Here is a 21,186-nt window from a genome sequence, read left to right on the forward strand (position 1 = left end):
GAACCGAGAGGTATAAGACCCGGCAGACCCGAAGGTCTCCCACGCACAGCCACCATATCGTCGTCGCAAACGTCTGCGACAAACTGGAGCGTCGTTGTACTTATACCTGGTCGGGTCGCTAAACCCGGTCGCTGGGTTGCCAGCGACACGTAGACGATAAAGACCAGGTACAAAGCGCACAAGCCGGCGGATTCTGGCGTAGCTGTAGGCAAAGGCGCAAGGGTGTGTAGCCTGAGAGAGTGTCTGGAGATGTCTTTTTAAACGCCCGCGTTTATCGAGACCTCAAAGCGGCACCTCCATGAGGTTGGGAGGTCGGCCAGATGATCCTCAGATTTATTTTTTGGAAATAAATCTGTTCCCCTTTTTCCATTTTCTGAAAACACCCCCTTTTTTCTTTTTATACATCGCACTGATAATCCACCAGCAACTCAACTTTAATCTTTTGGGCTTCGTGCTGCATGGGTGCAATCATTAATACGTTCGATTTCAACCAAATTTTACCCCATCACTCACACGACAGTACTCAATCAGCTATCTGTACCCATCAAGCCATCTTCATCACCACCAACCAATATTGATCTACCCATCAAGATGTAGAGTTCCCTCATGCGTTTCTGATGAATTCGATTGTTCTCCACCGCCTCCAAATCGTTTTCATCTTCTACATCTGGATCAAAATCACCACTTATTATCATGGCATGCTCAGCTTTTAGCAGCATTTCGTCAAACATATTCAGGTTCAAATTGAGCCAATTACTAAACTCCGAATAGCTCTCAACAACCTCTTCCCCAACTTGAACCTTAAATAAAGACCTTACGCACATCGGATATCTATTCTCTTTAGCTCTCTCAATAGCCGCAAAAATCATCCCAATGAATAGTTGCCCACTAAATCGGAGAGAATAATCGAAAGCATCGTCCCTCAGGCCATACTTTATGCGCACGGGTTTAGAGTGCGAAAAATAGCGCTTTACAAGTAAGTCCGCGCGCACCTGATACGCCTGAAGCATTTCACTCTGAATTATATTCTTAGTACGCTCTCTCAACTCATCAAAAGTAACAAGCTGAATATTTGTTTTGAGCGCAGCCTCAATTGCACCAATTTGAAAACCTTTAGCAGAAACTAAAAAACCCTTATCAGCACCAACCTCATCGACCACCGCGCGCAAAGCCAGGACCTTTTCCTTAGGAACATTGCTTTTCCAATATTTAGCTTCTACAACCCACTTAATATCAACACCTAAAAACTTCGTAACTACTAAAACATCTATATCATGCTGAGTTCTGACACCATCAAGTGACACATTTGTCTTGGCCATTGCGCCCAAGCTACGAAAGTGCTCGGCAATTAACTCCTGAAACTCATACCATTGTTTTGTTTTTTGCAAATTTCACCCCGCATACTTAAGCGAGCAAATCAATATAAAAAACAAAGGGGACTTGTTTGTTTTTTAAAATAAATAAATCCCCCTTTTCAACCCCTCATTTTGGCTGTTTCTCTCGACCGCTTATCTAGAGCACTCCTCCATACCGCTAGCCTCTCAATATCCGCGCCCAATTCGTCAAGATCTGGTATTGGAAGCCTTCCTACGGGAGTTGCTGCGTCATGCTCGAACTTGGAGCTTTTGGACATGCCGCTTTCTACCTCCCGATAATCATCGTCGGTGACGACAACCGATTTCAGACGCTGTGTCGATACTCCCTCGCCGAATCTTTGGACTGCCCCGTTCAGGAGCACCTCTTCAACACATCGCTCCCAAGCTAGGCGCAAACGACCGTAGCAAGCAGAAGTCAAGCGACGAAGTTCATCTTCATCTCCGCTCTTCTGCGCGTTGCGAACCTCCACCAACTCCTGTCGAAGCCTTGCAAGCCGATCTTTGGTACCGACGACGTCGAATGGCAGATCATGCGAGTGCACACCATATCCTTCCGCTGTGCGACGGATGTAGTTCTTGGTCAATTGGGCCCCTACTTCCTCGACTTTTTGCTCCAAAATACAAAGAAAGTAGATGTCGTGAGTGAAGATAATCACCTGTCGGTTTAGCGCCTCCAAAGCCAAGCGCTCTGCAACTTCCCAACGACGGCGGTGATCTAGCGATGACACTGGATCATCCAAGACTATTCCACCACGCCCCTTGCCGAGCTTGATCTCGGCAAGAAAGGATGCGATTGCAATAGCTCGTTGCTCCCCTTCACTGAGAATGGCTGCAGGCGTACCTCCGCCGGGCAATTGCAAAACAAGCTTGAATTGAGTCCTACCCCCTGGAGACTCTGGCTTCATCACAATCTGAAGCTGATGCACCTTAAGGCGTTTAAGTTCGTCGTTGAGAGCGTCCGCCAATTCCTTACTTGCGGTAGTCCGCGAAAGTTCGGTGGATTTTCTGGAAATGGCTCGAGTATCAAAACCTTCAATGCACAATTGGAGCTTACGACCTGCCTCATGCTTGGCAATCGCCTCCAAAACAGCGTTCTTGATCTCGCCCAGACGTATCCGTGCATCAAACTCTCGCTTCTCCGCGATCATCTGAGCCCGAATCTTTTCGTCAGCCGTTGCATCCAGCGCTTTGCACTGATTCAGTAAGCCTTCAACTACAGCGACTAAACCTGGGCATGGGTCAGTCGATAGTGCCAATACTTCTTCCCACTTAAGCTCCCCCGCAGCGGCTTGAAGAATCGAAGCCCGCCGGCTGTTCAGGCATGTTTGCATCGACGAACAGCCAGCAGCGAGCTCGGGATCAAGCTCGGTTAACTCTTCCACAAGTCCATCACGAAACATTACGTCCAGTGTCGCCTTTTGAACTGCCCTGTAGGCTGTGGCTGCAGTATCACGAGCCTCCTTCGCAGCCTTTTCCGCAGCTTGTTTAATGAACGTATCAAAGCGAATTAGGTGCGCAACACCCTCTATACCAAGCTGGTTCTGGCAGAGAGGACATGCAGAATCTTGAGGTATCTCCGGAAACTCATGGCCCGGGTGACTCACTTGTGCGAAAACTCTGGCAGCGTCAAACAGCGCCTTCCATTCTTCACCTCCAGTGCCAGTAAGTTGGCCTGGGGTTTGTTTGAACTCTTGCGCTGCCAACTCTGCCGCAGCTTTTGCAGTTTTCGAGATTTCAATAAGCTGTCTAAGCTGGCCCACCGCTCTTTCGTCAACCAATGCAATCGCCGCCACCAAGCGATCCGTTAAGCCGGAGAAACGCGTTACCTTTTGGCGCAACGCTTGTGCTTTTTGCTTCGGATCTGCTTCGGCGAGGGTTTGAGTCAAAAGCGATAATCGATCTAGCTCAACTTGAGTAAGCGCGGCAAGAGTCTCTATTTGCTGAGGGAGGGTAGTGCTCGGGATGCCGAGTAATGCGGCAGCGACCTGCGTTTGATCTTTCGTAAGGGCGGCATACGATGCGTCAGTCGGAGCATTCGCTGCCTTCTCCTGAGTGGCACGCGCCTTAAGCTTATTACATACGCCGGCCATCCCTTCCAAGATATCCAGCCCGTATGGCGCATAAGCAAAGTCACCATGGTTATCAATGTAAGCACGAGCGCAATGAGTATCGAAGATGGCAATGTCCGAAAGCGGTTCGGGAGCAACGGCTCCGTATTGCCAGGAAAGATCGGTTGTCACACCGTCGATTACGGTTTCAAAAATTGCTTGGGCGACGCCAGCAGTCTTTGGGTCCAGGTTGGCGTTTGGAAGAATTGGCTCGCGCCGATCCCTAGCGCGGCATGCATGTTTGAATACCCTTGAGTAACCCGATTTTCCCGCGCCGTTCTCACCGTAAATTACGGTCAAACCAGTCAAGGAGATGGGAACACTTCCCCCGTTGGCTAGAGCATTTACGTTCACAATTTGCTTGATCGCAGCCACCTGCACTAACCGTGCTGGATCGTTCGGCTGAGCTATAAATGCGTCTTCAAGCTTCTTGGGATTTCGGCCCTCAGGATCCGGGATTCCAGATTCGGCCTTGGCCAACGCATAAAGGTCGTCAAGATCGGCAGCATTGAGAATACGATCTTGGTAAAGGCGAGCAATAGCATCTTGCTGCCACGCAGGCAGTCCATTAGACCACGCGTGGATTTCCTGAATGATCGTCACCCACCTACTCCTTGGCGTAGTACAACCACACCGATGAATAAAAAGCGGAAACTTGCCTTCAGTATGTCTAGCAGACAAAAGCAAATCAGGAGCTAGTCAGCAAAATAAATTTAGTGTCCCCCCGCATTTGTGGAGGTAGAAACGAAGCGGCCACTTGGTCTGCCCCCCACTAACATTCTTTACTCAGCCATTCTCTTCATGTGCCGTTTGAACCGAAAATGCAGAAGGTACTCTCCAACTGAAATATCAAAATCGCTTCCTTAAAACTCACCAATCACGGCCTAACCAACCTAGGCAACACCACCCCCTCCGGCAACCTCTCCACCCCCAACCGCACCCTCTCCCCACCCTGCTCAATCACCACCCCATCCCCCTCCACCGCCACCAGCTTCACCCCAGGCCCAACCTTCTCCCCCTGCAAAAAACTCCTCGGCGGCCCATCGTTCAAACTCAATATAGCCACCGCCCCCCGACTCCCCGCCATCACCCCGCTCACCTTGATGTCCACTGGCGCTGTTTGATTGGAAAACCACTGCAACGCCGGGTTGTCGCTGCGCGCAGCGATCAATTGTGGGGCGGCGGTCGGGGTGTGGGATTCGGCGGTGGTCAGCAGCAGTGACGACCAGGTCGCCACGCCGACCAGTGCGGCCAGCAGGGCCAGGGCCTGGATGATTTGTGGTGGGGAAAAGCGTGTGGCGAATGTCATGGGCTGAATCTCCTTTTAGTCCCACCTGACAGACTACGCGGCAATTCTCACGGTTTTATTTCACACGCCTTACATGTTGGCCGTGCAGGATGAACGTCGACGCAAAGGAGCGCGCAACCGATGAACGTGGGCAAGCAACAGGGCTTTACCCTGATCGAGCTGATGGTGGTGCTGGTGATCATCGGCATCGCCAGTGCGGCGATCAGCTTGAGTATCAAGCCCGATCCGCTGCAATTGCTGCGCAAGGACGCCGAGCGTGTGGCGCAACTGCTGCAGGTGGCGCAGGCCGAGGCGCGGGCGGATGGCCGGCCGATTGTGTGGGTCAGCGATGCCAAGGGTTTTCGCTTCAGCCGGCGCAGTGACAGCGGCAAGGGTTTCGAGCATTTCAATGACGATGCGCAACTGCGCCCGCGGCCGTGGCAGAGCCCGAAGGTGCAGGTGCGGGTCGAGCCGAAACAGAAAGTCGTGCTCAACGCTGAGTGGATCAATCCGCCGCTGCAACTGACGTTGTCCGATGGCGCCAATCAGTTGAGTGTCCTGCGCGATGGCGCTGGCCGGATTCGTGTGCAATGAAGGGCCAACAGGGTTTTACGCTGATCGAGGTGATGGTCGCGATTCTGCTGATGGCGGTGGTGAGTTTGATTGCCTGGCGTGGGCTGGACAGTGTGACGCGGGCGGACAGTCATTTGCAGGCCAGTGGTGAACAGAGTGACGCCCTGCTGCGGACGTTGAATCAGTTGCAGCGGGATGTGGACATGCGTGCGGGGATTGAATTGAGTGAGCCGAAGAAAGTCGGCGCGGACGATGAGCCGGTGACGGCGCCGCCCGCGATGACTGTGCGTAGCAGTGATAGCAAGGGGTTTCGGCTGGATATCATTCGCACGGCGGCTGACCAGCCTGGGGCTTTGCAGCGGGTGCGGTGGTGGCTTAAGGGCGACACGTTGTACCGTGCGGTGGCGGCGGCGCGGAGTCGGTATCCGCTGCCGGCGCCGACCGATGGCGTGGCGGTGTTGAGCGAGGTCAGCGATGCGCAGGTGCGGGTTTGGGAACCGGACAAGGGGTGGCGGCAGTTGAGTGGCAATCGGCGGGAGAATCCGTTGGGGCTGGAGATTCGGCTGACCCGGCAGACGGCGCAGGGGGTTGAGAGGTATCGGCAGGTGATTGGGCCGTTGGAGTGAGACTGGCTGTGATGTGGGCAGGTCCTGGGTTGGGATTGGGTTAGGTTAGTTGGGGATTGGTTGGCTGGTAGGTTGTCATCGCTGGCAAGCCAGCTCCCACAGGGATTGGGGGTAGGCAGTTGGAGGTTGGTTGGCGGTGAGGTTGTCATCGCGAGCAGGCTCAATCTTACAGGTGGATTGGGTTAGGTCAGTTTGGGATTGGTTGGCTGTCAGGACGTCTTCGCGAGCAAGCTCGCTCCCACAGTGGGATTGGGTGGCGTCAGTTTGGGATTGGTTGGCTGTCAGGACGTCTTCGCGAGCAAGCTCGCTCCCACAGTGGGGTTGGGTGGCGTCAGTTGGGGATTGGTTGGCTGGCAGGCCGTCATCGCTGGCAAGCCAGCTCCCACAGGGGTTGGGTGGCGTCAGTTGGGGATTGGTTGGCTGGCAGGCCGTCATCGCTGGCAAGCCAGCTCCCACAGGGGTTGGGTGGAGTCAGTTGGGGATTGGTCGGCTGGCAGGCCGCCTTCGCGAGCAAGCTCGCTCCCACCGTTTTAATGTGCGCACAACCCAAGCGGCAAAGCCGCCCCACTCAACAGGATGAGCGCAAGCTCGGCTGCAGCTTTTGATCTTGATCCATGGGCGACTTCGGAAGGCTGAGTGGAGGGATTCATCCGGGGGTGGGAGCGCAGCGACCGTTTGGCGCAGCCAAATGCATCGAGAGGAGGTGCAGCGAAGCAAACCGGAGGCGATGCGCCCGGATGGATCCCGGAGCGAAGGAACCCCGAGCCCCAGCGAGCGGGCCGCACGTAGGAGCAAGCCTTTTTGGTTACTTTTTCGGCGTCTGGAAAAAGTGACCCGCCGTAAGGGCGGAACCCTAAGCGGCCGTTACCGCAGCAACGGATATGTACACGTTCAAACCCACTAACTCAAAACAACGACGCCACCCGGCAGCTCAGTGCATTTGACGCCATAAGCATCACGAATCAACAGCGCAACCCCGGCAAGTTGATCAAGGCTGAACCGCGCCTGCACCCGACGCTGCCCCAGCTCCCGGTTAAGCAGCAACAACATCCCAGGCCGATAGCGGTTGATCTCATCAATCATCTGACTCAGCGTCGCACCATTGAACACCAACACCTGCTGACGCCAGTTCATCACCGCCGCCGTGTCGACACTCTGCACACTGCCAACCTGCCGCGCATCGTAGGTCACTTGCTGCCCCGGTTCGAGGCGCAGGCTGCGGCCTTCTACGTCGACTTCAACCGCGCCATCAAGGCAGGTCACGCAAACTTGCTGATCAGTGTTACGCAAGTTGAAACGCGCCTGACTCGCCCGCAACCACCCTCCTCCAGCCTGCATCGCCAGCGGCAACCGCGCGGTCTGCACTTCAACCTCACCACTGACCAGCTCAAAACCCTGCACACCCTCACACACTGCACGTTGATTGATCCGCGTCTGAGTGTTCAGCTCCAGGCTCACACCCTGCGCCGGTTCGAAACGACGCTGCTGACCGACTTCGGTTATGTAGTCAGCGCCCAGCCCGTCAAACCCGCCAGGAATCGTCCCGCGTACCAGCAAAAACGCCGCCGACGCAGCAATCGCGCCACCGAGAAACGCCCGGCGACCGAAGCGCCGTGGCGCCTGCATTTGCTCCACGGCCGGTTGCAGTTGCTGCCACAACCGTTTGGCGTCTTCGAATGCGCGCGCATGCTCGGCACTCTGTGCGCACCAGTCGCGCAAGGCGCGGGCATCGGCCACGGTGGCGCGGCCGGAGGTCAGCAGGACCAGCCAGTCGCGGGCTTCGCTGTGCAGATTGTCGGCCGCCGATGGCTCGGCAGGTGTCAGTCGAAAGATGTTCAAACGCGCAGATTCTCAACGAATTGATCGGGCACTATTCAGAAGACGGTTTTCCGGCCCCGCGACCGAACCGCTGAAACACTTTTCTTTCCAGTTTCGCTGCACAAAAGCCCAACGCGGCTTTGATTTCCTTCTCGACCATGCGCGTGGAAATGCCAAAACGCTGGGAAATCTCCACGTGCGGCGCCTCTTCCAGCCGCGCAGCGATGAAAATTCTGCGACGGCGTGCGGGCAGCTCGTAGAGGGCACTGAGCAGGGACTGGATTTCCTTTTGCCCGCCCACCACCCGCGCCGGATCGAGGGCTTCGTCGCCGATTTGCAGCAGTTCCTCGACTTCCTCGCCGGTGAGCAGGCGCGCATCAGCCTGGCGGCGGTCCGCAGCGATGTTCAGGGCCATGCGATAGAGGTAGGCGTTGGGCCGCAGGACGTTCGGCGGCGTCTCCATGCGGTCGACCCGCAAGTAGGTTTCGTGCAGCACGTCGTTGGCCAGGTCTTCCGAACCGAGACGCCTGCGCAGGCGCACCCGAAAGTCCTCGTAGGACGTCAGGAACAGTTGGACCATCGAACCTTGTCCGGTGTCTTTCATCCCCCGGAAACTCCTTCCCATGTGGTGCATTCCATGCGTTTCCCTGACGACTCCGGTAACAACAGCAACGTGACCGGCTGACGCAAGGCGCTGGGCGTCGGCCGGTCGATCCTGAGATTGCGAAAGCTCTCTACCAGCGCATTGTCGCGCCGTACATCGCCGGTCGAGGTGACCAACCGGTTGTGCTGCACCACGCCGTCACGCCCGACCCACACCTGCAACACCGCGCGATAACTGCCCGGGCGGGTCAGCGGCGAACGGCACAGGTTGCGCTCAATGGCCGCTTGCACGGCCGTGGCGTAACTGCGGTTGACGGCAACGCTTTCGGGCGTCTGTTTTTGTGGCGGCGCCGGCACGTCTTCGACCTGCGCCACTTGCAACGTAAACGCATCGTCCCGGGCATAACGCGCCATCAAACCACTGCCGCCGAGCAATCGACGCAAGGCATCGGCGGCGGTGTACTCACCGTCCACCGCCAGCGAGCGACGACCGCGACTCAACTGACTGTCGACCAGCACCGCTACGCCGGTGGCGTGGCTGTACTGGTCCAGCGCGTGTGCCAGATCCTGTGCCGGAATGTGCAGCGTCATGCGCAAGTCCGCCGGCACCGCGTCGGCCATGGCGTGGCCCGCCGCACAGCCAAGCAGCCACCCCAGACACATCCGGCGCACAAGTCTCGTTGAACGCTGAAAACCGTCCCTGGAACTGCCTCGCTGCACGGCTGACGAATCCTTGGAAATCGTCATCCTGAGGGCTGTTTATGAATCTGGTGTGACGGACGGTGCAAAAAAACCATCACGGGATTTGCGCAAGGCTTGCACTAGACTCAAGCCATAGCGCGGCCCCTCCGGGCCGGCCAGGAGGCGAGCATGAACACACTGTGGCGATTCAGCCTTGGCGGGCTGTTGTTGACGGCGCTGTCGAGCGCTTTTGCCGAAGAACCCTTGGGCTGTGTCGAGGTGACGGTCGGCGGGTACAAGGCGCCGAACTACGATTGCCTGAGCCAGCAGATGGGCAACAACCCGCAAGGCGCAGCGGCGGCGGAGAAAAATCAGCAAGCGCTGAATGTGCCCGTCAACAAGCGGCCACCGAATCAGGTGGGCCTCGCGACCCCGGCCGCGACCAGTACGCGAATGGGCAATACCTTCGGCACCTCGGTAAAACCGCAACGCCCACCAGCCAATGCCGGCACCTCTCCACTCATCAATAAATGACACATCCACCTGGGGGCAAGGAACTCACACACCTGTAAGGAGCGAACTCACACACCTGCAGGGAGGCTCACCAACCTGCAGGGAGGCTCCCAACCTGTGGCGAGGGGATTTATCCCCGTTCGGCTGCGCAGCAGTCGTAAACCCGCTGCGCAGGGTGTGCCTGATGTACCGAGTTGTAAGGTTCCGGGGCTGCTTCGCAACCCAACGGGGATAAATCCCCTCGCCACAGGTGAATGTGTACGTCAGTCACTGGCGGTTTGGCGGAAGCTGACGGCCAGGCGATTCCAGCTGTTGATCGTGGTCACCGCGATCGTCAGGTCCACCAGTTCCGCTTCGCTCATCTGCGCCTTGGCCTGCTGGTACACCTCATCGGGCACATGACTTTCAGCCAACAACGTCACCGCCTCGGTCCAGGCCAGCGCCGCACGCTCACGCGGGTTGAAGAAGCCGCTGTCACGCCACACCGCGATCGCATACAAACGCCGATCACTCTCCCCCGCGCGCCGCGCATCCACCGAGTGCATGTCGGTACAGAACGCGCAGCCATTGAGCTGCGAGGCGCGGATCCTGATCAGTTGCAGCAACGGCTGTTCGATGCTCAGGTGGCTGGTCAGCGCCTCCATCGCGATCATCGCTTTCATCGCCTTGGGCGACGCATTGTAGTAATCCAGGCGCGGGCTCATGGGCAGGTCTCGGCAGAAGGAATAATGACTTCACCGTAAACGCCGACACCCCCTCGTTACAGCCCCAATTGCACGGAAAACCGCTACACCACTGACAGGAAAAATACGATTTCTTGCGGGCACTGCAAAACACTGTGGGAGCGGGCTTGCCCGCGATGACGTCGGCACATCCAAAGAATTTTTCGCCTGATACACCGCTATCGCGAGCAGGCTCACTCCAACAGGGGATTGAGGCCAATTTCGGGTTTTTGTGGTGCGCAACTATTGCCGACCACGCAACAGCGGTAATCTGGCGGGCACACCAATAGCCCCCGGAGCCTCGTCGGTATGGAACTTCACGTGGTGATCAACGGCCGCAAGGATCTCGCCGGCCAGTTGTACCAACAGCTGCGCGGGGCCATCGAATCCGGGCGTCTCGCGGCGGGTACGCAGTTGCCGCCCAGCCGCCTGTTGGCCGAACAACTGGGCATCTCGCGCAAGACCATTTCCGACACCTACGCCCAGTTGACCTACGAAAACTTCCTCACCGGGGTGATCGGCAAAGGCACCTACGTCAATGCGCGCCCGGCGCAGATTCAGCGCAAGCAAAGCCACACTGAACTGGCCAGCGCCGAGGTGATCGAGCGCTGGCGCACGCTGCCGATGTTCCTGCAGCACCCGACGCTGCAAGGCTCGCTGCGCTACGACTTCATCGGCGGCGCCACCAGCAAGGGCCAGTTTCCCCATGACGACTGGCGCCGCTGCGTCGCGCACGCCATGCGCCAGATGGCCGTCTCCAAGGGTTTCTACAGCGTGCCCGAAGGCCTTCCGGCGCTGCGCCACGCGATTGCCGGGCACATCGCGTTCTCACGCGGGATCAACTGCCAGGACGAAGACATCGTGGTGTGCAACGGTGCACAACAGGCGCTGGACCTGATCTCCCGCGTGCTGATCAGCCCCGGCAGCCGGGTGGCAATGGAAGACCCGGGCTACCCGCCAGCGCGTCTGCTGTTCGGCACCCACGGCGCGCAAGTGGTCGGTGTGCCGGTGGATGCCGAAGGCATTGTGGCCGAGCAGATTCCCGAGGGCACGCGGCTGATTTACGTCACCCCGTCACACCAGTTCCCGCTGGGTATGTCGATGAGCCAGGCGCGCCGTGAAGCCTTGCTGGCCCGGGCCTATGAGCTGGGGGCGATCATCATCGAGGACGACTATGACAGCGAATTCCGCTACGAAGGTCGCCCCACTGACTCACTGCACGACCTCGATCAGCGCGGCATCGTCGCCTACGTCGGCACGTTCTCCAAAACCCTGCTGCCAGAGCTGCGCCTGGGCTACGCGATCCTGCCGCCGGCGATCCTCGAAGCGGTGATTCGCGCCAAAAAACTCACCGACCAGCATGCCCCAACCCTGCCGCAATGGGCGCTGGCCAAGTTCATCGCCGAGGGTTGTCTGCTCAAGCACATCCGCCGCTGCCACGCGATTTACGCCCAGCGCCGCGAACGGATTCTGGCGCGCATGGCGACCGATCTGTCGCCCTGGCTCGACGCGGTGCCAGCCACTGCGGGCTTTCATATGGCGGTGCTCTGCAAGGTGCCGATCGATCTGCCGCTGGTGATCGAACTGGCGAAAAGGGTCGAGGTCGGCCTGTACTCCATCGACATTTTCTATGACCAGCAACCGGCGAAAAACGGCTTGTACTTCGGTTTCGGCGCCATTGAAACGCTGGACATTGATATCGCTCTGGATCGCCTGCGCGACATCCTGCAACAAGTTGCGTGAATGATTGGACTGGGTGATTAACCGCCGATTGGTTATTGGTGATCCGGGGGTGCAGGCCTATTCTGCATCAGCGTTATCCCTCAATGAGCAGGACTCGTCCGGCCTGATTAAGGAGTGTGAGCAATGTCCAACGAAGTGATCAACACCGTTCAGGTGCAGGCCGCTGCCGGCCGCTCGGAGGAGCTAGGCAGGCAACTGCAGAGGATCGTCGACACCTTGCGCGAGACACCCGGCTGCGATTCCTACCTGGTCGACCGCTGCCCCGAGGACAGCCACCGCTGGACGGTCAGCGCCCATTGGCAGTCGGAGGCGGCGATGCAGGCGCATTTCAACCGGCCCGAGGCGCAGGGGTTTATTGACCTGATTGATAGCCGGCTGGCCAATAGCGTCGATTTCAACTCGTTTCCTATCGTTTGACCTTATTGACGCCATCGCTGGCAAGCCAGCTCCCACAGTTTTTTGTGTCGTACATTAATTTTCGAACAACGCTGAATCCTGTGGGAGCTGGCTTGCCAGCGATGGCTTATTTGCAAGCGCTGAAAACCCACAGATTGGTCACCCGATCTTCCCGAATATTGGCCGTTTGAATGCTCCGCCCTGCGGACTACTGTGATCAGCACCACCCCGATCATCACAGGTAACCCGCCATGAAAGCCCTGCCCCTCTTCGCTGCCGCCCTCGCCCTGAGCCTTTGCACCACGGCCGTCTTCGCTCACGATCCGTCAGAAAAAGTCACCGTGCTGCAAGACCAGATGCTGAAAAACGCTCCCGGCAAAAAAGCCATGATGATCGAAGTGGACTACAAACCCGGCCAGTCCTCTATCGCCCACAGGCACGACGGCACGGCGATGGCTTACGTGCTGGAAGGTGAGGTGATTTCCCAGGTCAAGGGTGAATCACCAATCACTTACAAGAAGGGCCAGTTCTGGTACGAACCCGCCGGCTCCGAGCATCTGGTGTCGAAAAATGCCAGCCAGAGCAAACCGGCGAAGTTGCTGGTGTTCATGGTGCTGGCCCCGGATGAGCAAGTGCTGATCCCGCTGAAAAACTGATGACTGTTTAACCAGCCATAAATAATCAGGCGCAAATCGCGGATTTGCGCCTTTTTATTTCCCGGCGTCATTAACCGCTGCGAGTTACAGCAAATGAAACTATTCAACGGCGGTTCGCTCAGCAAATTGTCAGGTTGGCGGGTTTAGTCTGAGTTAACGGTCGTGATTAACGACTTTTAAACTGTCCGACTGATGTTGTTTCACGGGAGAAACACCATGAAACTTGCCTTTGCCAGTACCTTGGCGATATCGGTTCTAGCCTTGTCCGCCTGTTCAGTACCCACCGCGCCGAAAGCCGTCTCGTCCCTCGACACCCTCTTCACCCAACCAGTCGGCCGCAGCAGCGCGGCGCAGGTGAAAAGCGGCCCCGGCGTGTCGCTCGGCGTGGTCTACAGCCCAGGCACCCAGACCAACCGCGAATACCTGCGCGACTATCAAGCCAACGCCGGCACCGGTTTCGGCCAGAGTTTGCTGGTGCAACCGATCCATGACGCCTATGTTGCCAGCTCCAAGCCGGACATGTCGGTGGATTGGGTCAAGGCATCGCTGCAACGCCAGTTCGGCTCGGTGACGGTGTATCCGGACATGCACAGCCTGCGCGCAGCCAGACCGGATGTGGTGGCGATTGTCGACACCCACAGCCAGTTGATCACTTCGCGCAGTTCCGACATCAAGGCAGACGTGAGCGCGGACTTCTATGATGCGCAGTTGAATTACATCGGTACGGCGAAAGGCTCCGAGGCGAGAGAATTGACGCCCGTGTGGGCGGACTTCAAACGTTCGGAGGAGATTGTTGCGGATATTAATCAGCAGCAGGATGTGCAAGTTCGGGCGCTGCAGAAGTTTGACCAGTCGCTCAACAATTTAGTCGCTAGACCTGCGGACAAAGTGTCGATGCTTGATAGCAAACAGTCATCTAAGTTGTATTGATGACAAGGGCCCCTTCGCGAGCAAGCTCGCTCCCACAGGGGGAATGCATTTCAAATGTGAGAGCGAGCTTGCTCGCGAAGGGGCCAGACTAGACAACACAAAATCCTCAGGCATAAAAAAGCCCCTGCATCTCACAATGCAGGGGCTTTTTCATTCAACCACTACTTACGCCAGTTCAAGCTCGGCATTCGCAGCAGCCGGGGCCACCACGGCTTGCCCGCTCAAGGCGAGGTCCAGCAGTTCACGGTTGGCCACCGCATACATGGCGTAGTCCGTGCCGCTCGCTGCACGGATTTCCACCAGCATGGCACGCCAGCGCGAGATCATGCTTTCGTGCTGCTCCATCCACAGCGCCAGGCGTGCTTCCACGTCCTGAGTGCCGTCGCCCTGTTGCAGGACGGAGATGGTGATCGCACGTTGCTGCCAGTCGACATCGTCACGGAACGCTTCACGGGCCAGGGCCTGCCAGTTGTTTTCAACCGGCAGTGCACTGATCTGTTGCAGGTACCAGGTGATGTCCAGCGCACTGCCCACGGCGAAGTACGCCTTGGCCACTTCGGCCGGGTTCTGGCCAGTCACGTCGGACGCTTCGATGATCGGCAGCAGGGTGTACAGGTGCGAGGTGCCCGCGACCATACGCGCCAGCAACTCCGGCACACCGGCTTCGACGTAAGCCTGATAACGCGCCTGCCAGTTTTCGCGGATTTCGCCGCTCAGCAGTTCGTCGAGCTTCAGACCCAACTCTTTCAGGTGCGGACCGAAGTGCGCGACGTCACGGGCAGCGTTCTGCTCGTTGCGACGGGCACGCAGGAACCAGCGGGTAGCGCGGCGGCCCAGACGCATCAGCTCGTCCATCAGCTCCAGCTGCACGTCAGCGGAAACCTGATAGTCCAGCGCCTCGATCTGACGGAACCAGTGCGGGAGGTGGAAGATGTCACGCACGATCACGTAAGCACCGGCCACGTTCGCCGGGCTCATGCCGGTCGACTCTTTGAGTCGTTGAACGAAGGTGATGCCCATGTGGTTGACCAGGTCGTTGGCGATCTGGGTGCTGACGATCTCGCGCTTCAGACGGTGACGACGCATGGCCTCGGAGAACTTGCTGACCAGGGTCGGCGGGAACGCCGTTTCCATGTCGCGGGTCAGGTAATCGTCATCCGGCACCAGCGAGTTCAGCAGCTGTTCCTTGAGGTCGATCTTGCTGTACGAGATCAGCACCGACAGCTCAGGACGGGTCAGGCCATGGCCTGCCGCAACGCGCTCGTTGATCTGCTCTTCGGTCGGCAGGAACTCGATGGCACGGTCCAGCTTGCCACGGCCTTCCAGATCGCTCATCAGACGCTTGTACTCGGCAATGCGCTCGTAGGCACGACGCGCCGCCAGGGACAGGGCCTGGGTCTGCTTGTAGTTGTTGCCCAACACCAGACCACCGACTTCGTCGGTCATGCTCGCCAGCAACTGGTTACGTTGCTTGTCGGTCATGTCGCCAGCCTGAACCACTTCGTTCAGCAGGATCTTGATGTTCACTTCGTGGTCGGAGCAGTCCACGCCACCGGCGTTGTCGATGAAGTCGGTGTTGGAACCGCCGCCATTGAGGCCGAACTCCACACGACCCAGTTGGGTCATGCCGAGGTTACCGCCCTCGCCCACTACTTTGCAGCGCAGTTCGTTGCCGTTCACGCGCAGAGCATCGTTGGCCTTGTCGCCGACATCGGCGTGGCTTTCGGTGCTGGCTTTCACGTAAGTACCGATACCGCCGTTCCACAGCAGATCCACCGGCGCCTTGAGCAAGGCGTTCAGCAGTTCGGTCGGGGTCAGCTTGTCCGCCTTGATGTCGAAGCGTTCCTGCATCTGCGGGGAGATCGCGATGCTCTTCGCGCTGCGCGAGAAGATACCGCCACCTTCGGACATGATGCTGGTGTCGTAGTCGGTCCAGGCCGAACGCGGCAGGTCGAACATGCGCTGACGCTCGGCGAAGCTGGTCGCCGGGTTCGGGTTCGGGTCGATGAAGATGTGCATGTGGTTGAAAGCCGCGACCAGTTGCAGCTTGTCGGACATCAACAGGCCGTTACCGAACACGTCACCGGCCATGTCACCCACGCCGACCACAGTGATGCTGTCTTCCTGAACATTGATGCCGCGCTCGCGGAAGTGACGTTGTACGCCAACCCACGCGCCCTTGGCGGTGATGCCCATTTTCTTGTGGTCGTAACCGGCCGAACCACCGGAGGCAAACGCGTCGCCCAGCCAGAAGCCGTAGTCGATGGCGATGCCGTTGGCGATGTCGGAGAAGGTTGCAGTGCCCTTGTCCGCGGCTACTACCAGGTACGGGTCATCGTCGTCATGCCGCACGACGTTGGCCGGCGGTACCAGCACGCCGTCTTTCAGGTTGTCGGTGATGTCCAGCAGACCCGAAATGAAGATGCGGTAGCAGGCAATGCCCTCGGCCGCGATCTCGTCACGGCTGCCGCCCAGTGGCAGGCGACGCGGCAGGAAGCCGCCCTTCGCACCCACCGGCACGATGACCGAGTTCTTCACTTGCTGGGCTTTTACCAGGCCGAGGACTTCGGTACGGAAGTCTTCTTCACGGTCGGACCAGCGCAGACCACCGCGAGCAACGTTGCCGAAGCGCAGGTGCACACCTTCGACGCGTGGCGAGTAAACGAAGATTTCGAACTTCGGTACCGGCTTCGGCAGTTCAGGGATCGCGTGCGGGTTGAACTTGAAGCTGAAGTACGACTTGTTCTGGCCGTTGGCGTCAGTCTGGTAGAAGTTGGTGCGCAGGGTGGCTTTGATCAGGTCGAGGTAACGACGCAGGATGCGGTCTTCGTTGAGCACCTGGACGTCGTCCAGTGCGGTCAGAATCGCCTGTTCCAGACGCTGCTGCTTGTCTTCCAGATCTTCATCGCTGAGTTTGCGCGCCAGATAGAAGCGGGTCTTGAACAACCGGGTCAGCTCGCGAGCGATGTCGGTGTGGTTGTTCAGGGTGCTGGCGATGTAACCCAGGTCGAAGCCCAGGCGAATCTGCTTCAGGTAACGCGCGTAGGCGCGCAGCAGCGCCACGTCACGCCACGGCAGGCCGGCGGTCAGCACCAGACGGTTGAACGCATCGTTCTCGGCATCGCCACGGACGATGTGCACGAACGCGTCCTGCAGGGTGTCATTAAGTTGCTGGATGTCGAGGTCCAGGCCTTCGGCAGCGGTGAACGCGAAGTCGTGAATCCAGAACTCGCGGCCGTTGGTGTGACGCAGGCGGTACGGGAATTCACCCAGCACGCGCAGGCCGAGGTTTTCCAGAATCGGCAGCACGTCGGACAACGCCAGCGGCGTGTCGGCGTGATACAGCTTGCAATGCAGCTCGCGCTGGCCGGACACCTGGCCCAGCGGCTGATAGAAGCTCATCACCAGCGGACTTTTTTCGTTGAGGCTCAGCAGGTGCTGCATGTCGACCACGGCCGAATGCGCAGCGAAACGCTCGCGGTAGCCGGCCGGGAAGCCTTTCGGAAAGTCGGCCAGCACGTTGGTGCCGTGGGCTTCGCCGAAGCTTTCGACGGTCAGGGCAGCGTAGTCGTCCTGCCAGCTGCGGCAGGCTTGTACGACTTCTTTTTCCAGCAGCACCGGGTCGATGTCGATGCGGTTCTTCGGATCGACACGCAGGATCAGCTGCACGCGGGCCAGCACGGACTCGGAGAAGAACGTCCAGAATTCGCAGTCGGAGGCTTTCAGGCGCTCCATCAGCACTTGCTGGATCTTCTGGCGCACTTCGGTGGAATAGATGTCGCGCGGCACGTAGGCCAGGCAGTAGCAGAAACGACCGTACGGGTCTTTGCGCAGGAACACGCGGATCTTGTTGCGTTCCTGGATCTGCACGATCGACATGACGGTGGTGAACAGTTCGTCGACCGGAGTCTGGAACAGGTCGTCACGCGGCAGCACTTCGAGGACCTGCGCCAGTTCCTTGCCCAGGTGAGCCTTGGACTGGAAGCCGGAACGGCGTTCGATTTCTTCGACCTTGCGGCGGATGAACGGGATGACCCGCACGCTCTCGCCATACACCGACGAGGTGTACAGGCCCATGAAACGGTGTTCCTTAATGACGTTGCCGTCCGCGTCGATTTCACGGATCGACACGTAATCAGGGTACGCCGGACGGTGCACGCGGCTCGGGTGCGCGGCCTTGGCGAACGACAGCAGGGTCGGTTCGCGCAGGTATTTCACTGCGTAGTCTTCGATGCGCAGGTCTTCGTAGGTCAGGCCGGTGCGCAGCAGTTTGGTCAGGCCGAGGAAGGAATTCTGGTCGTATTCGATGTGGCCGCCATCGGCCTGATCGGTAACCACGAATTCTTCGTAGCCGAGGAAGGTGAAGTGGTTGCCCACCAGCCATTCCAGGAAGCTCTTGATTTCGTTCTTTTCGTCGGCATCGACGGCGAAGGCGCTGTGATCGAGCTTGGTGAGGATTTCCTGCACCTTGGCCTTCATCGGCTCGAAATCGGCGACCGCGACGCGGACTTCACCGAGCACCTGTTCCAGCTCTTTGCTCAGCGCACTCAGTTCGGCCGCGTTGGCGCAGCGGTCGATTTCCAGGTACATCAGCGACTCGTGCAGCACGCCTTCACCGGTGCTGCCTTTTGGCAGGATTTCCAGCAACTCGCCCTTGCTGCCACGGCGTACGCTGAGCACGGTGGTTTGCAGGGTGTGGATGCTGTAGCCGCGGCGGTTCAGTTCGGTGCGGACCGAGTCGACCAGGAATGGCAGGTCGTGGTGCAGCACTTCGACCGCGGTGTGGGTCGACTGCCAGCCGTGGCGTTCGTAATCGGGGTTGTAGACGCGCACTTGCGGTTGCGCGTGATCGAAGCGCTCAAGCAGGCGCCACGCGGAAAGAGTACAGCCAGCGAGGTCGGAGAGGCGACGTTGAGTCAGCTCGTCCAGGGAAATGATGCCGAAGAATTGTTCAGCGAACAGCGCCACTTGTGGCAGTGCCTGTTCACTGATGTGCTGCGCCAGTGCCGCTTGCAGTTGGTGCTGGAAGTCGGCTTTGCTGGCTGCGGTGAAGAACGCCATCTGTGGTACTCCGCTTAAGCTTGTTATTGATGGAAAGCGTCGCGTGCAACACCCCTTTCGGGGCCTGTGTCGCCCTGTTCCTGATTCTCGGGCAGAGGAAACAGGGTGACAGGTGGGTGAAGCTGGACGAGACACTCAGGTCACATTCACCTTCCATTGAATGGGCATCTGCAAAAACGACTGTCCGCACTGCTGACAATGCCTTTACAGGTGCTCATCCGTTGCGCAGCTTAATGGGTGCGACAATGTGTCTGCTTGCGGTGCTGCGACATATTCGGTCATTGGCACGTAAACCGAGGGTTTGGCACCGGTAAACACTAGCAGTCGTGGCGGAAAACGGCGGCCTGAATGCCCGCCTTTACGGTACAGGCGTGCCAGAAGTGACCATTGACCTGTGCCGTGCTCGCGACACATCCTCTGACACTCTCACATGCAGAAATTCCCGAGGGCTGGCAGAATCGCGCCCTATTGCGACCGACACGCCCCTCAAGGCAGGAATTGACCATGCAAATGAACACCGCCCTACTGATCGTCAACCCGTGCGATGACGAAGAAGACAACATGGCCATGATTGGCTGCCACACCGACAAGGGCGAGATGTTTGTGATGAGCCGCTATCCGGACGAGGATGAGCTGGAGATCACCCTGGATGGCGAGCCGTCGACGCTGGACGGGGTGAAAGTCACCCTGAGCAAGACGCTGCTGAAGATCGAGATCGCGGCGGCGGATGCCGATGCTTTGAACGGGGATGATGTGCTGGAAATCACCTTCAACCCGGATATGGTTGATCTGGATGAGGTTGTCGAGACTTTGAAGAATATCCTTGATGGGACGGGTACCTTCATCAGCGAGATTTGATGGCGTCTGAACTGGCCTCTTCGCGAGCAAGCTCGCTCCCACATTTGATAGGTGCACGCCGCTCAAATGTGGGAGCGAGCTTGCTCGCGAAGGGGCCCTGAAGAACACTGCACCTCTCTGCGCTACAAAAATCCAACAATTGCCCAAGTCATTTCCCGCACTTTGCGCAAAATGCCGTTAGTCGCCACCCCCCTCGATGGATTAAAGTAACGCCCCCAGCCCCGGCGTTATTCGAACGCCTGTGGCCACCCCTTTCCAGGAACAGTCACCGATGGAACATCGTGAAGCGCTGCTGGCGCTGCGAACCTTTCTTTCAACGCAGATTCTCGGCCAGGAAAAACTCATCGAGCGCTTGCTCATCGCCCTGCTCGCCGACGGTCACATGCTGGTCGAGGGCGCGCCGGGTCTGGCCAAGACCAAAGCGATCAAAGAACTCGCCGAGGGCATCGAAGCCCAGTTCCATCGCATTCAGTTCACCCCGGACCTTTTGCCCGCCGACATCACCGGCACCGAGATCTATCGCCCGGAAACCGGCAGCTTCGTGTTCCAGCAGGGGCCGATCTTCCACAACCTGGTGCTGGCGGACGAAATCAACCGCGCCCCGGCCAAGGTGCAATCGGCTCTGCTCGAAGCCATGGCCGAACGTCAGGTCAGTGTCGGGCGCAGCACCTATGAGCTGTCGCCGCTGTTTCTGGTGATGGCCACGCAGAACCCGATCGAGCAGGAAGGCACCTATCCGCTGCCGGAAGCGCAGCTCGACCGCTTCCTCATGCACGTGAAAATCGGTTTCCCGGATGCTGCCGTCGAACGCCGCATCCTGCAGCAGGCCCGTGGCGAAGCGCTGAACGGCGAAACCAAACCGGAACGCCGCGTCAGCCAGCAGGCGATTTTCGCTGCGCGCAAGGAAATCCTCGGTCTGTACATGGCCGACGCCGTGGAGGAATACCTGGTGCAACTGGTCATGGCCACGCGCAACCCGGCCAAGTTCGATCCGGAAATGGCCGAGTGGATCGCCTACGGTGCGAGCCCGCGTGGCTCGATCGCCCTCGACCGTTGCGCACGTGCCCACGCCTGGCTGGCCGGTCGCGACTTCGTCAGCCCCGAAGACATTCAGGCGGTGCTGTTCGACGTGTTGCGTCATCGCATCATTCTGTCGTTTGAAGCCGAAGCCGCCGGCATTGATCAGGATCGGGTGGTGCAGCGGATTCTCGACGTCGTAGCCGTCGCTTGACCC

The 21,186-nt window shown here is 58.4% G+C and carries 17 protein-coding genes; 9 read left to right on the top strand and 8 right to left on the bottom strand.

What is annotated here, in order from left to right:
- Positions 1-527: 527 nt before the first annotated feature.
- The 3 genes from K5Y35_RS23335 to K5Y35_RS23345 form a co-directional block, all read right to left on the bottom strand.
- Positions 528-1,388, bottom strand: a complete 861-nt coding sequence (locus K5Y35_RS23335; protein WP_222833073.1) for a restriction endonuclease — start codon at positions 1,386-1,388, stop codon at positions 528-530.
- Between the two features lie 86 nt (positions 1,389-1,474).
- Entirely contained in the window at positions 1,475-4,087 is a 2,613-nt protein-coding gene (locus K5Y35_RS23340) for an AAA family ATPase (protein WP_222833074.1), read from the bottom strand.
- Between the two features lie 274 nt (positions 4,088-4,361).
- Positions 4,362-4,793 (bottom strand): type II secretion system protein N, encoded by a 432-nt coding sequence (locus K5Y35_RS23345; protein WP_222833075.1) that lies wholly within the window; start codon positions 4,791-4,793, stop codon positions 4,362-4,364.
- A gap of 120 nt (positions 4,794-4,913) precedes the next feature.
- Between K5Y35_RS23345 and gspH the strand changes: the two genes are divergently transcribed.
- The gene (gene gspH / locus K5Y35_RS23350; RefSeq protein WP_186748785.1) at positions 4,914-5,366 is read left to right on the top strand and encodes a type II secretion system minor pseudopilin GspH; all 453 of its coding nucleotides are present in this window, start codon (positions 4,914-4,916) and stop codon (positions 5,364-5,366) included.
- Positions 5,363-5,971, top strand: a complete 609-nt coding sequence (locus tag K5Y35_RS23355) for a prepilin-type N-terminal cleavage/methylation domain-containing protein (RefSeq protein ID WP_128614890.1) — start codon at positions 5,363-5,365, stop codon at positions 5,969-5,971. The genes gspH and K5Y35_RS23355 overlap by 4 nt, the downstream gene beginning before the upstream one ends.
- Positions 5,972-6,871: 900 nt before the next feature.
- On the opposite strand, the gene K5Y35_RS23360 is transcribed toward K5Y35_RS23355, so the two are convergent.
- Genes K5Y35_RS23360 through K5Y35_RS23370 form a run of 3 tightly spaced genes read right to left on the bottom strand, consistent with a single transcriptional unit; the run spans position 6,872 to position 9,055 of the window.
- The gene (locus K5Y35_RS23360) at positions 6,872-7,810 is read right to left on the bottom strand and encodes a FecR family protein (RefSeq protein WP_222833076.1); all 939 of its coding nucleotides are present in this window, start codon (positions 7,808-7,810) and stop codon (positions 6,872-6,874) included.
- Positions 7,811-7,841: 31 nt separating this feature from the next.
- Positions 7,842-8,393: an RNA polymerase sigma factor gene (locus tag K5Y35_RS23365; RefSeq protein ID WP_222833077.1), complete on the bottom strand. Its 552-nt coding sequence runs from the start codon at positions 8,391-8,393 to the stop codon at positions 7,842-7,844.
- Positions 8,390-9,055, bottom strand: coding sequence for a secretin and TonB N-terminal domain-containing protein (locus K5Y35_RS23370; RefSeq protein WP_186748482.1), 666 nt, complete (start codon positions 9,053-9,055; stop codon positions 8,390-8,392). The genes K5Y35_RS23365 and K5Y35_RS23370 overlap by 4 nt, the downstream gene beginning before the upstream one ends.
- Before the next feature lie 207 nt (positions 9,056-9,262).
- On the opposite strand from K5Y35_RS23370, the gene K5Y35_RS23375 reads away from it, so the two are divergent.
- Positions 9,263-9,607, top strand: coding sequence for a hypothetical protein (locus tag K5Y35_RS23375; protein ID WP_123468045.1), 345 nt, complete (start codon positions 9,263-9,265; stop codon positions 9,605-9,607).
- Positions 9,608-9,849: 242 nt separating this feature from the next.
- On the opposite strand, the gene K5Y35_RS23380 is transcribed toward K5Y35_RS23375, so the two are convergent.
- A complete protein-coding gene (locus K5Y35_RS23380) occupies positions 9,850-10,290 on the bottom strand; it encodes a carboxymuconolactone decarboxylase family protein (RefSeq protein WP_222833078.1) in 441 nt (146 codons plus the stop codon).
- A 327-nt stretch (positions 10,291-10,617) separates the two neighbouring features.
- On the opposite strand from K5Y35_RS23380, the gene K5Y35_RS23385 reads away from it, so the two are divergent.
- From K5Y35_RS23385 to K5Y35_RS23400, 4 genes are all read left to right on the top strand, one after another.
- Positions 10,618-12,051 carry a PLP-dependent aminotransferase family protein gene (locus K5Y35_RS23385; protein ID WP_222833079.1) on the top strand — a complete coding sequence of 478 codons (1,434 nt, stop codon included), beginning with the start codon at positions 10,618-10,620 and terminating at the stop codon, positions 12,049-12,051.
- Between the two features lie 123 nt (positions 12,052-12,174).
- Complete coding sequence (locus tag K5Y35_RS23390) at positions 12,175-12,468, top strand: putative quinol monooxygenase (RefSeq protein ID WP_123468040.1); 294 nt, start codon at positions 12,175-12,177, stop codon at positions 12,466-12,468.
- Between the two features lie 230 nt (positions 12,469-12,698).
- Positions 12,699-13,103 carry a cupin domain-containing protein gene (locus K5Y35_RS23395; protein ID WP_222833080.1) on the top strand — a complete coding sequence of 135 codons (405 nt, stop codon included), beginning with the start codon at positions 12,699-12,701 and terminating at the stop codon, positions 13,101-13,103.
- Positions 13,104-13,319: 216 nt separating this feature from the next.
- Positions 13,320-14,033: an ATPase gene (locus K5Y35_RS23400; RefSeq protein ID WP_222833081.1), complete on the top strand. Its 714-nt coding sequence runs from the start codon at positions 13,320-13,322 to the stop codon at positions 14,031-14,033.
- Positions 14,034-14,198: 165 nt separating this feature from the next.
- Here K5Y35_RS23400 and K5Y35_RS23405 read toward each other — a convergent pair whose 3' ends face one another.
- Complete coding sequence (locus tag K5Y35_RS23405; protein WP_222833082.1) at positions 14,199-19,094, bottom strand: NAD-glutamate dehydrogenase; 4,896 nt, start codon at positions 19,092-19,094, stop codon at positions 14,199-14,201.
- Between the two features lie 504 nt (positions 19,095-19,598).
- Here K5Y35_RS23405 and K5Y35_RS23410 point away from each other — a divergent pair.
- Positions 19,599-19,952, top strand: a complete 354-nt coding sequence (locus K5Y35_RS23410; protein WP_186748466.1) for a hypothetical protein — start codon at positions 19,599-19,601, stop codon at positions 19,950-19,952.
- A gap of 271 nt (positions 19,953-20,223) precedes the next feature.
- Positions 20,224-21,183 carry an AAA family ATPase gene (locus K5Y35_RS23415; RefSeq protein WP_007913915.1) on the top strand — a complete coding sequence of 320 codons (960 nt, stop codon included), beginning with the start codon at positions 20,224-20,226 and terminating at the stop codon, positions 21,181-21,183.
- Positions 21,184-21,186: the final 3 nt, after the last annotated feature.

Source organism: Pseudomonas sp. SC3(2021), from assembly GCF_019856535.1.
Taxonomy (GTDB): Bacteria; Pseudomonadota; Gammaproteobacteria; order Pseudomonadales; family Pseudomonadaceae; genus Aquipseudomonas; species Aquipseudomonas monsensis.

Bases quoted from the DNA above. Each gene is read 5' to 3' on its own strand.
- gspH (WP_186748785.1), top strand. From the start codon at position 4,914: ATGAACGTGGGCAAGCAACAGGGCTTTACCCTGATCGAGCTGATGGTG.
- K5Y35_RS23365 (WP_222833077.1), bottom strand. From the start codon at position 8,393: ATGAAAGACACCGGACAAGGTTCGATGGTCCAACTGTTCCTGACGTCC.
- K5Y35_RS23345 (WP_222833075.1), bottom strand. From the start codon at position 4,793: ATGACATTCGCCACACGCTTTTCCCCACCACAAATCATCCAGGCCCTG.
- K5Y35_RS23410 (WP_186748466.1), top strand. From the start codon at position 19,599: ATGCAAATGAACACCGCCCTACTGATCGTCAACCCGTGCGATGACGAA.
- K5Y35_RS23415 (WP_007913915.1), top strand. From the start codon at position 20,224: ATGGAACATCGTGAAGCGCTGCTGGCGCTGCGAACCTTTCTTTCAACG.
- K5Y35_RS23370 (WP_186748482.1), bottom strand. From the start codon at position 9,055: ATGTGTCTGGGGTGGCTGCTTGGCTGTGCGGCGGGCCACGCCATGGCC.
- K5Y35_RS23385 (WP_222833079.1), top strand. From the start codon at position 10,618: ATGGAACTTCACGTGGTGATCAACGGCCGCAAGGATCTCGCCGGCCAG.
- K5Y35_RS23380 (WP_222833078.1), bottom strand. From the start codon at position 10,290: ATGAGCCCGCGCCTGGATTACTACAATGCGTCGCCCAAGGCGATGAAA.
- K5Y35_RS23355 (WP_128614890.1), top strand. From the start codon at position 5,363: ATGAAGGGCCAACAGGGTTTTACGCTGATCGAGGTGATGGTCGCGATT.
- K5Y35_RS23395 (WP_222833080.1), top strand. From the start codon at position 12,699: ATGAAAGCCCTGCCCCTCTTCGCTGCCGCCCTCGCCCTGAGCCTTTGC.
- K5Y35_RS23405 (WP_222833082.1), bottom strand. From the start codon at position 19,094: ATGGCGTTCTTCACCGCAGCCAGCAAAGCCGACTTCCAGCACCAACTG.
- K5Y35_RS23375 (WP_123468045.1), top strand. From the start codon at position 9,263: ATGAACACACTGTGGCGATTCAGCCTTGGCGGGCTGTTGTTGACGGCG.
- K5Y35_RS23390 (WP_123468040.1), top strand. From the start codon at position 12,175: ATGTCCAACGAAGTGATCAACACCGTTCAGGTGCAGGCCGCTGCCGGC.
- K5Y35_RS23400 (WP_222833081.1), top strand. From the start codon at position 13,320: ATGAAACTTGCCTTTGCCAGTACCTTGGCGATATCGGTTCTAGCCTTG.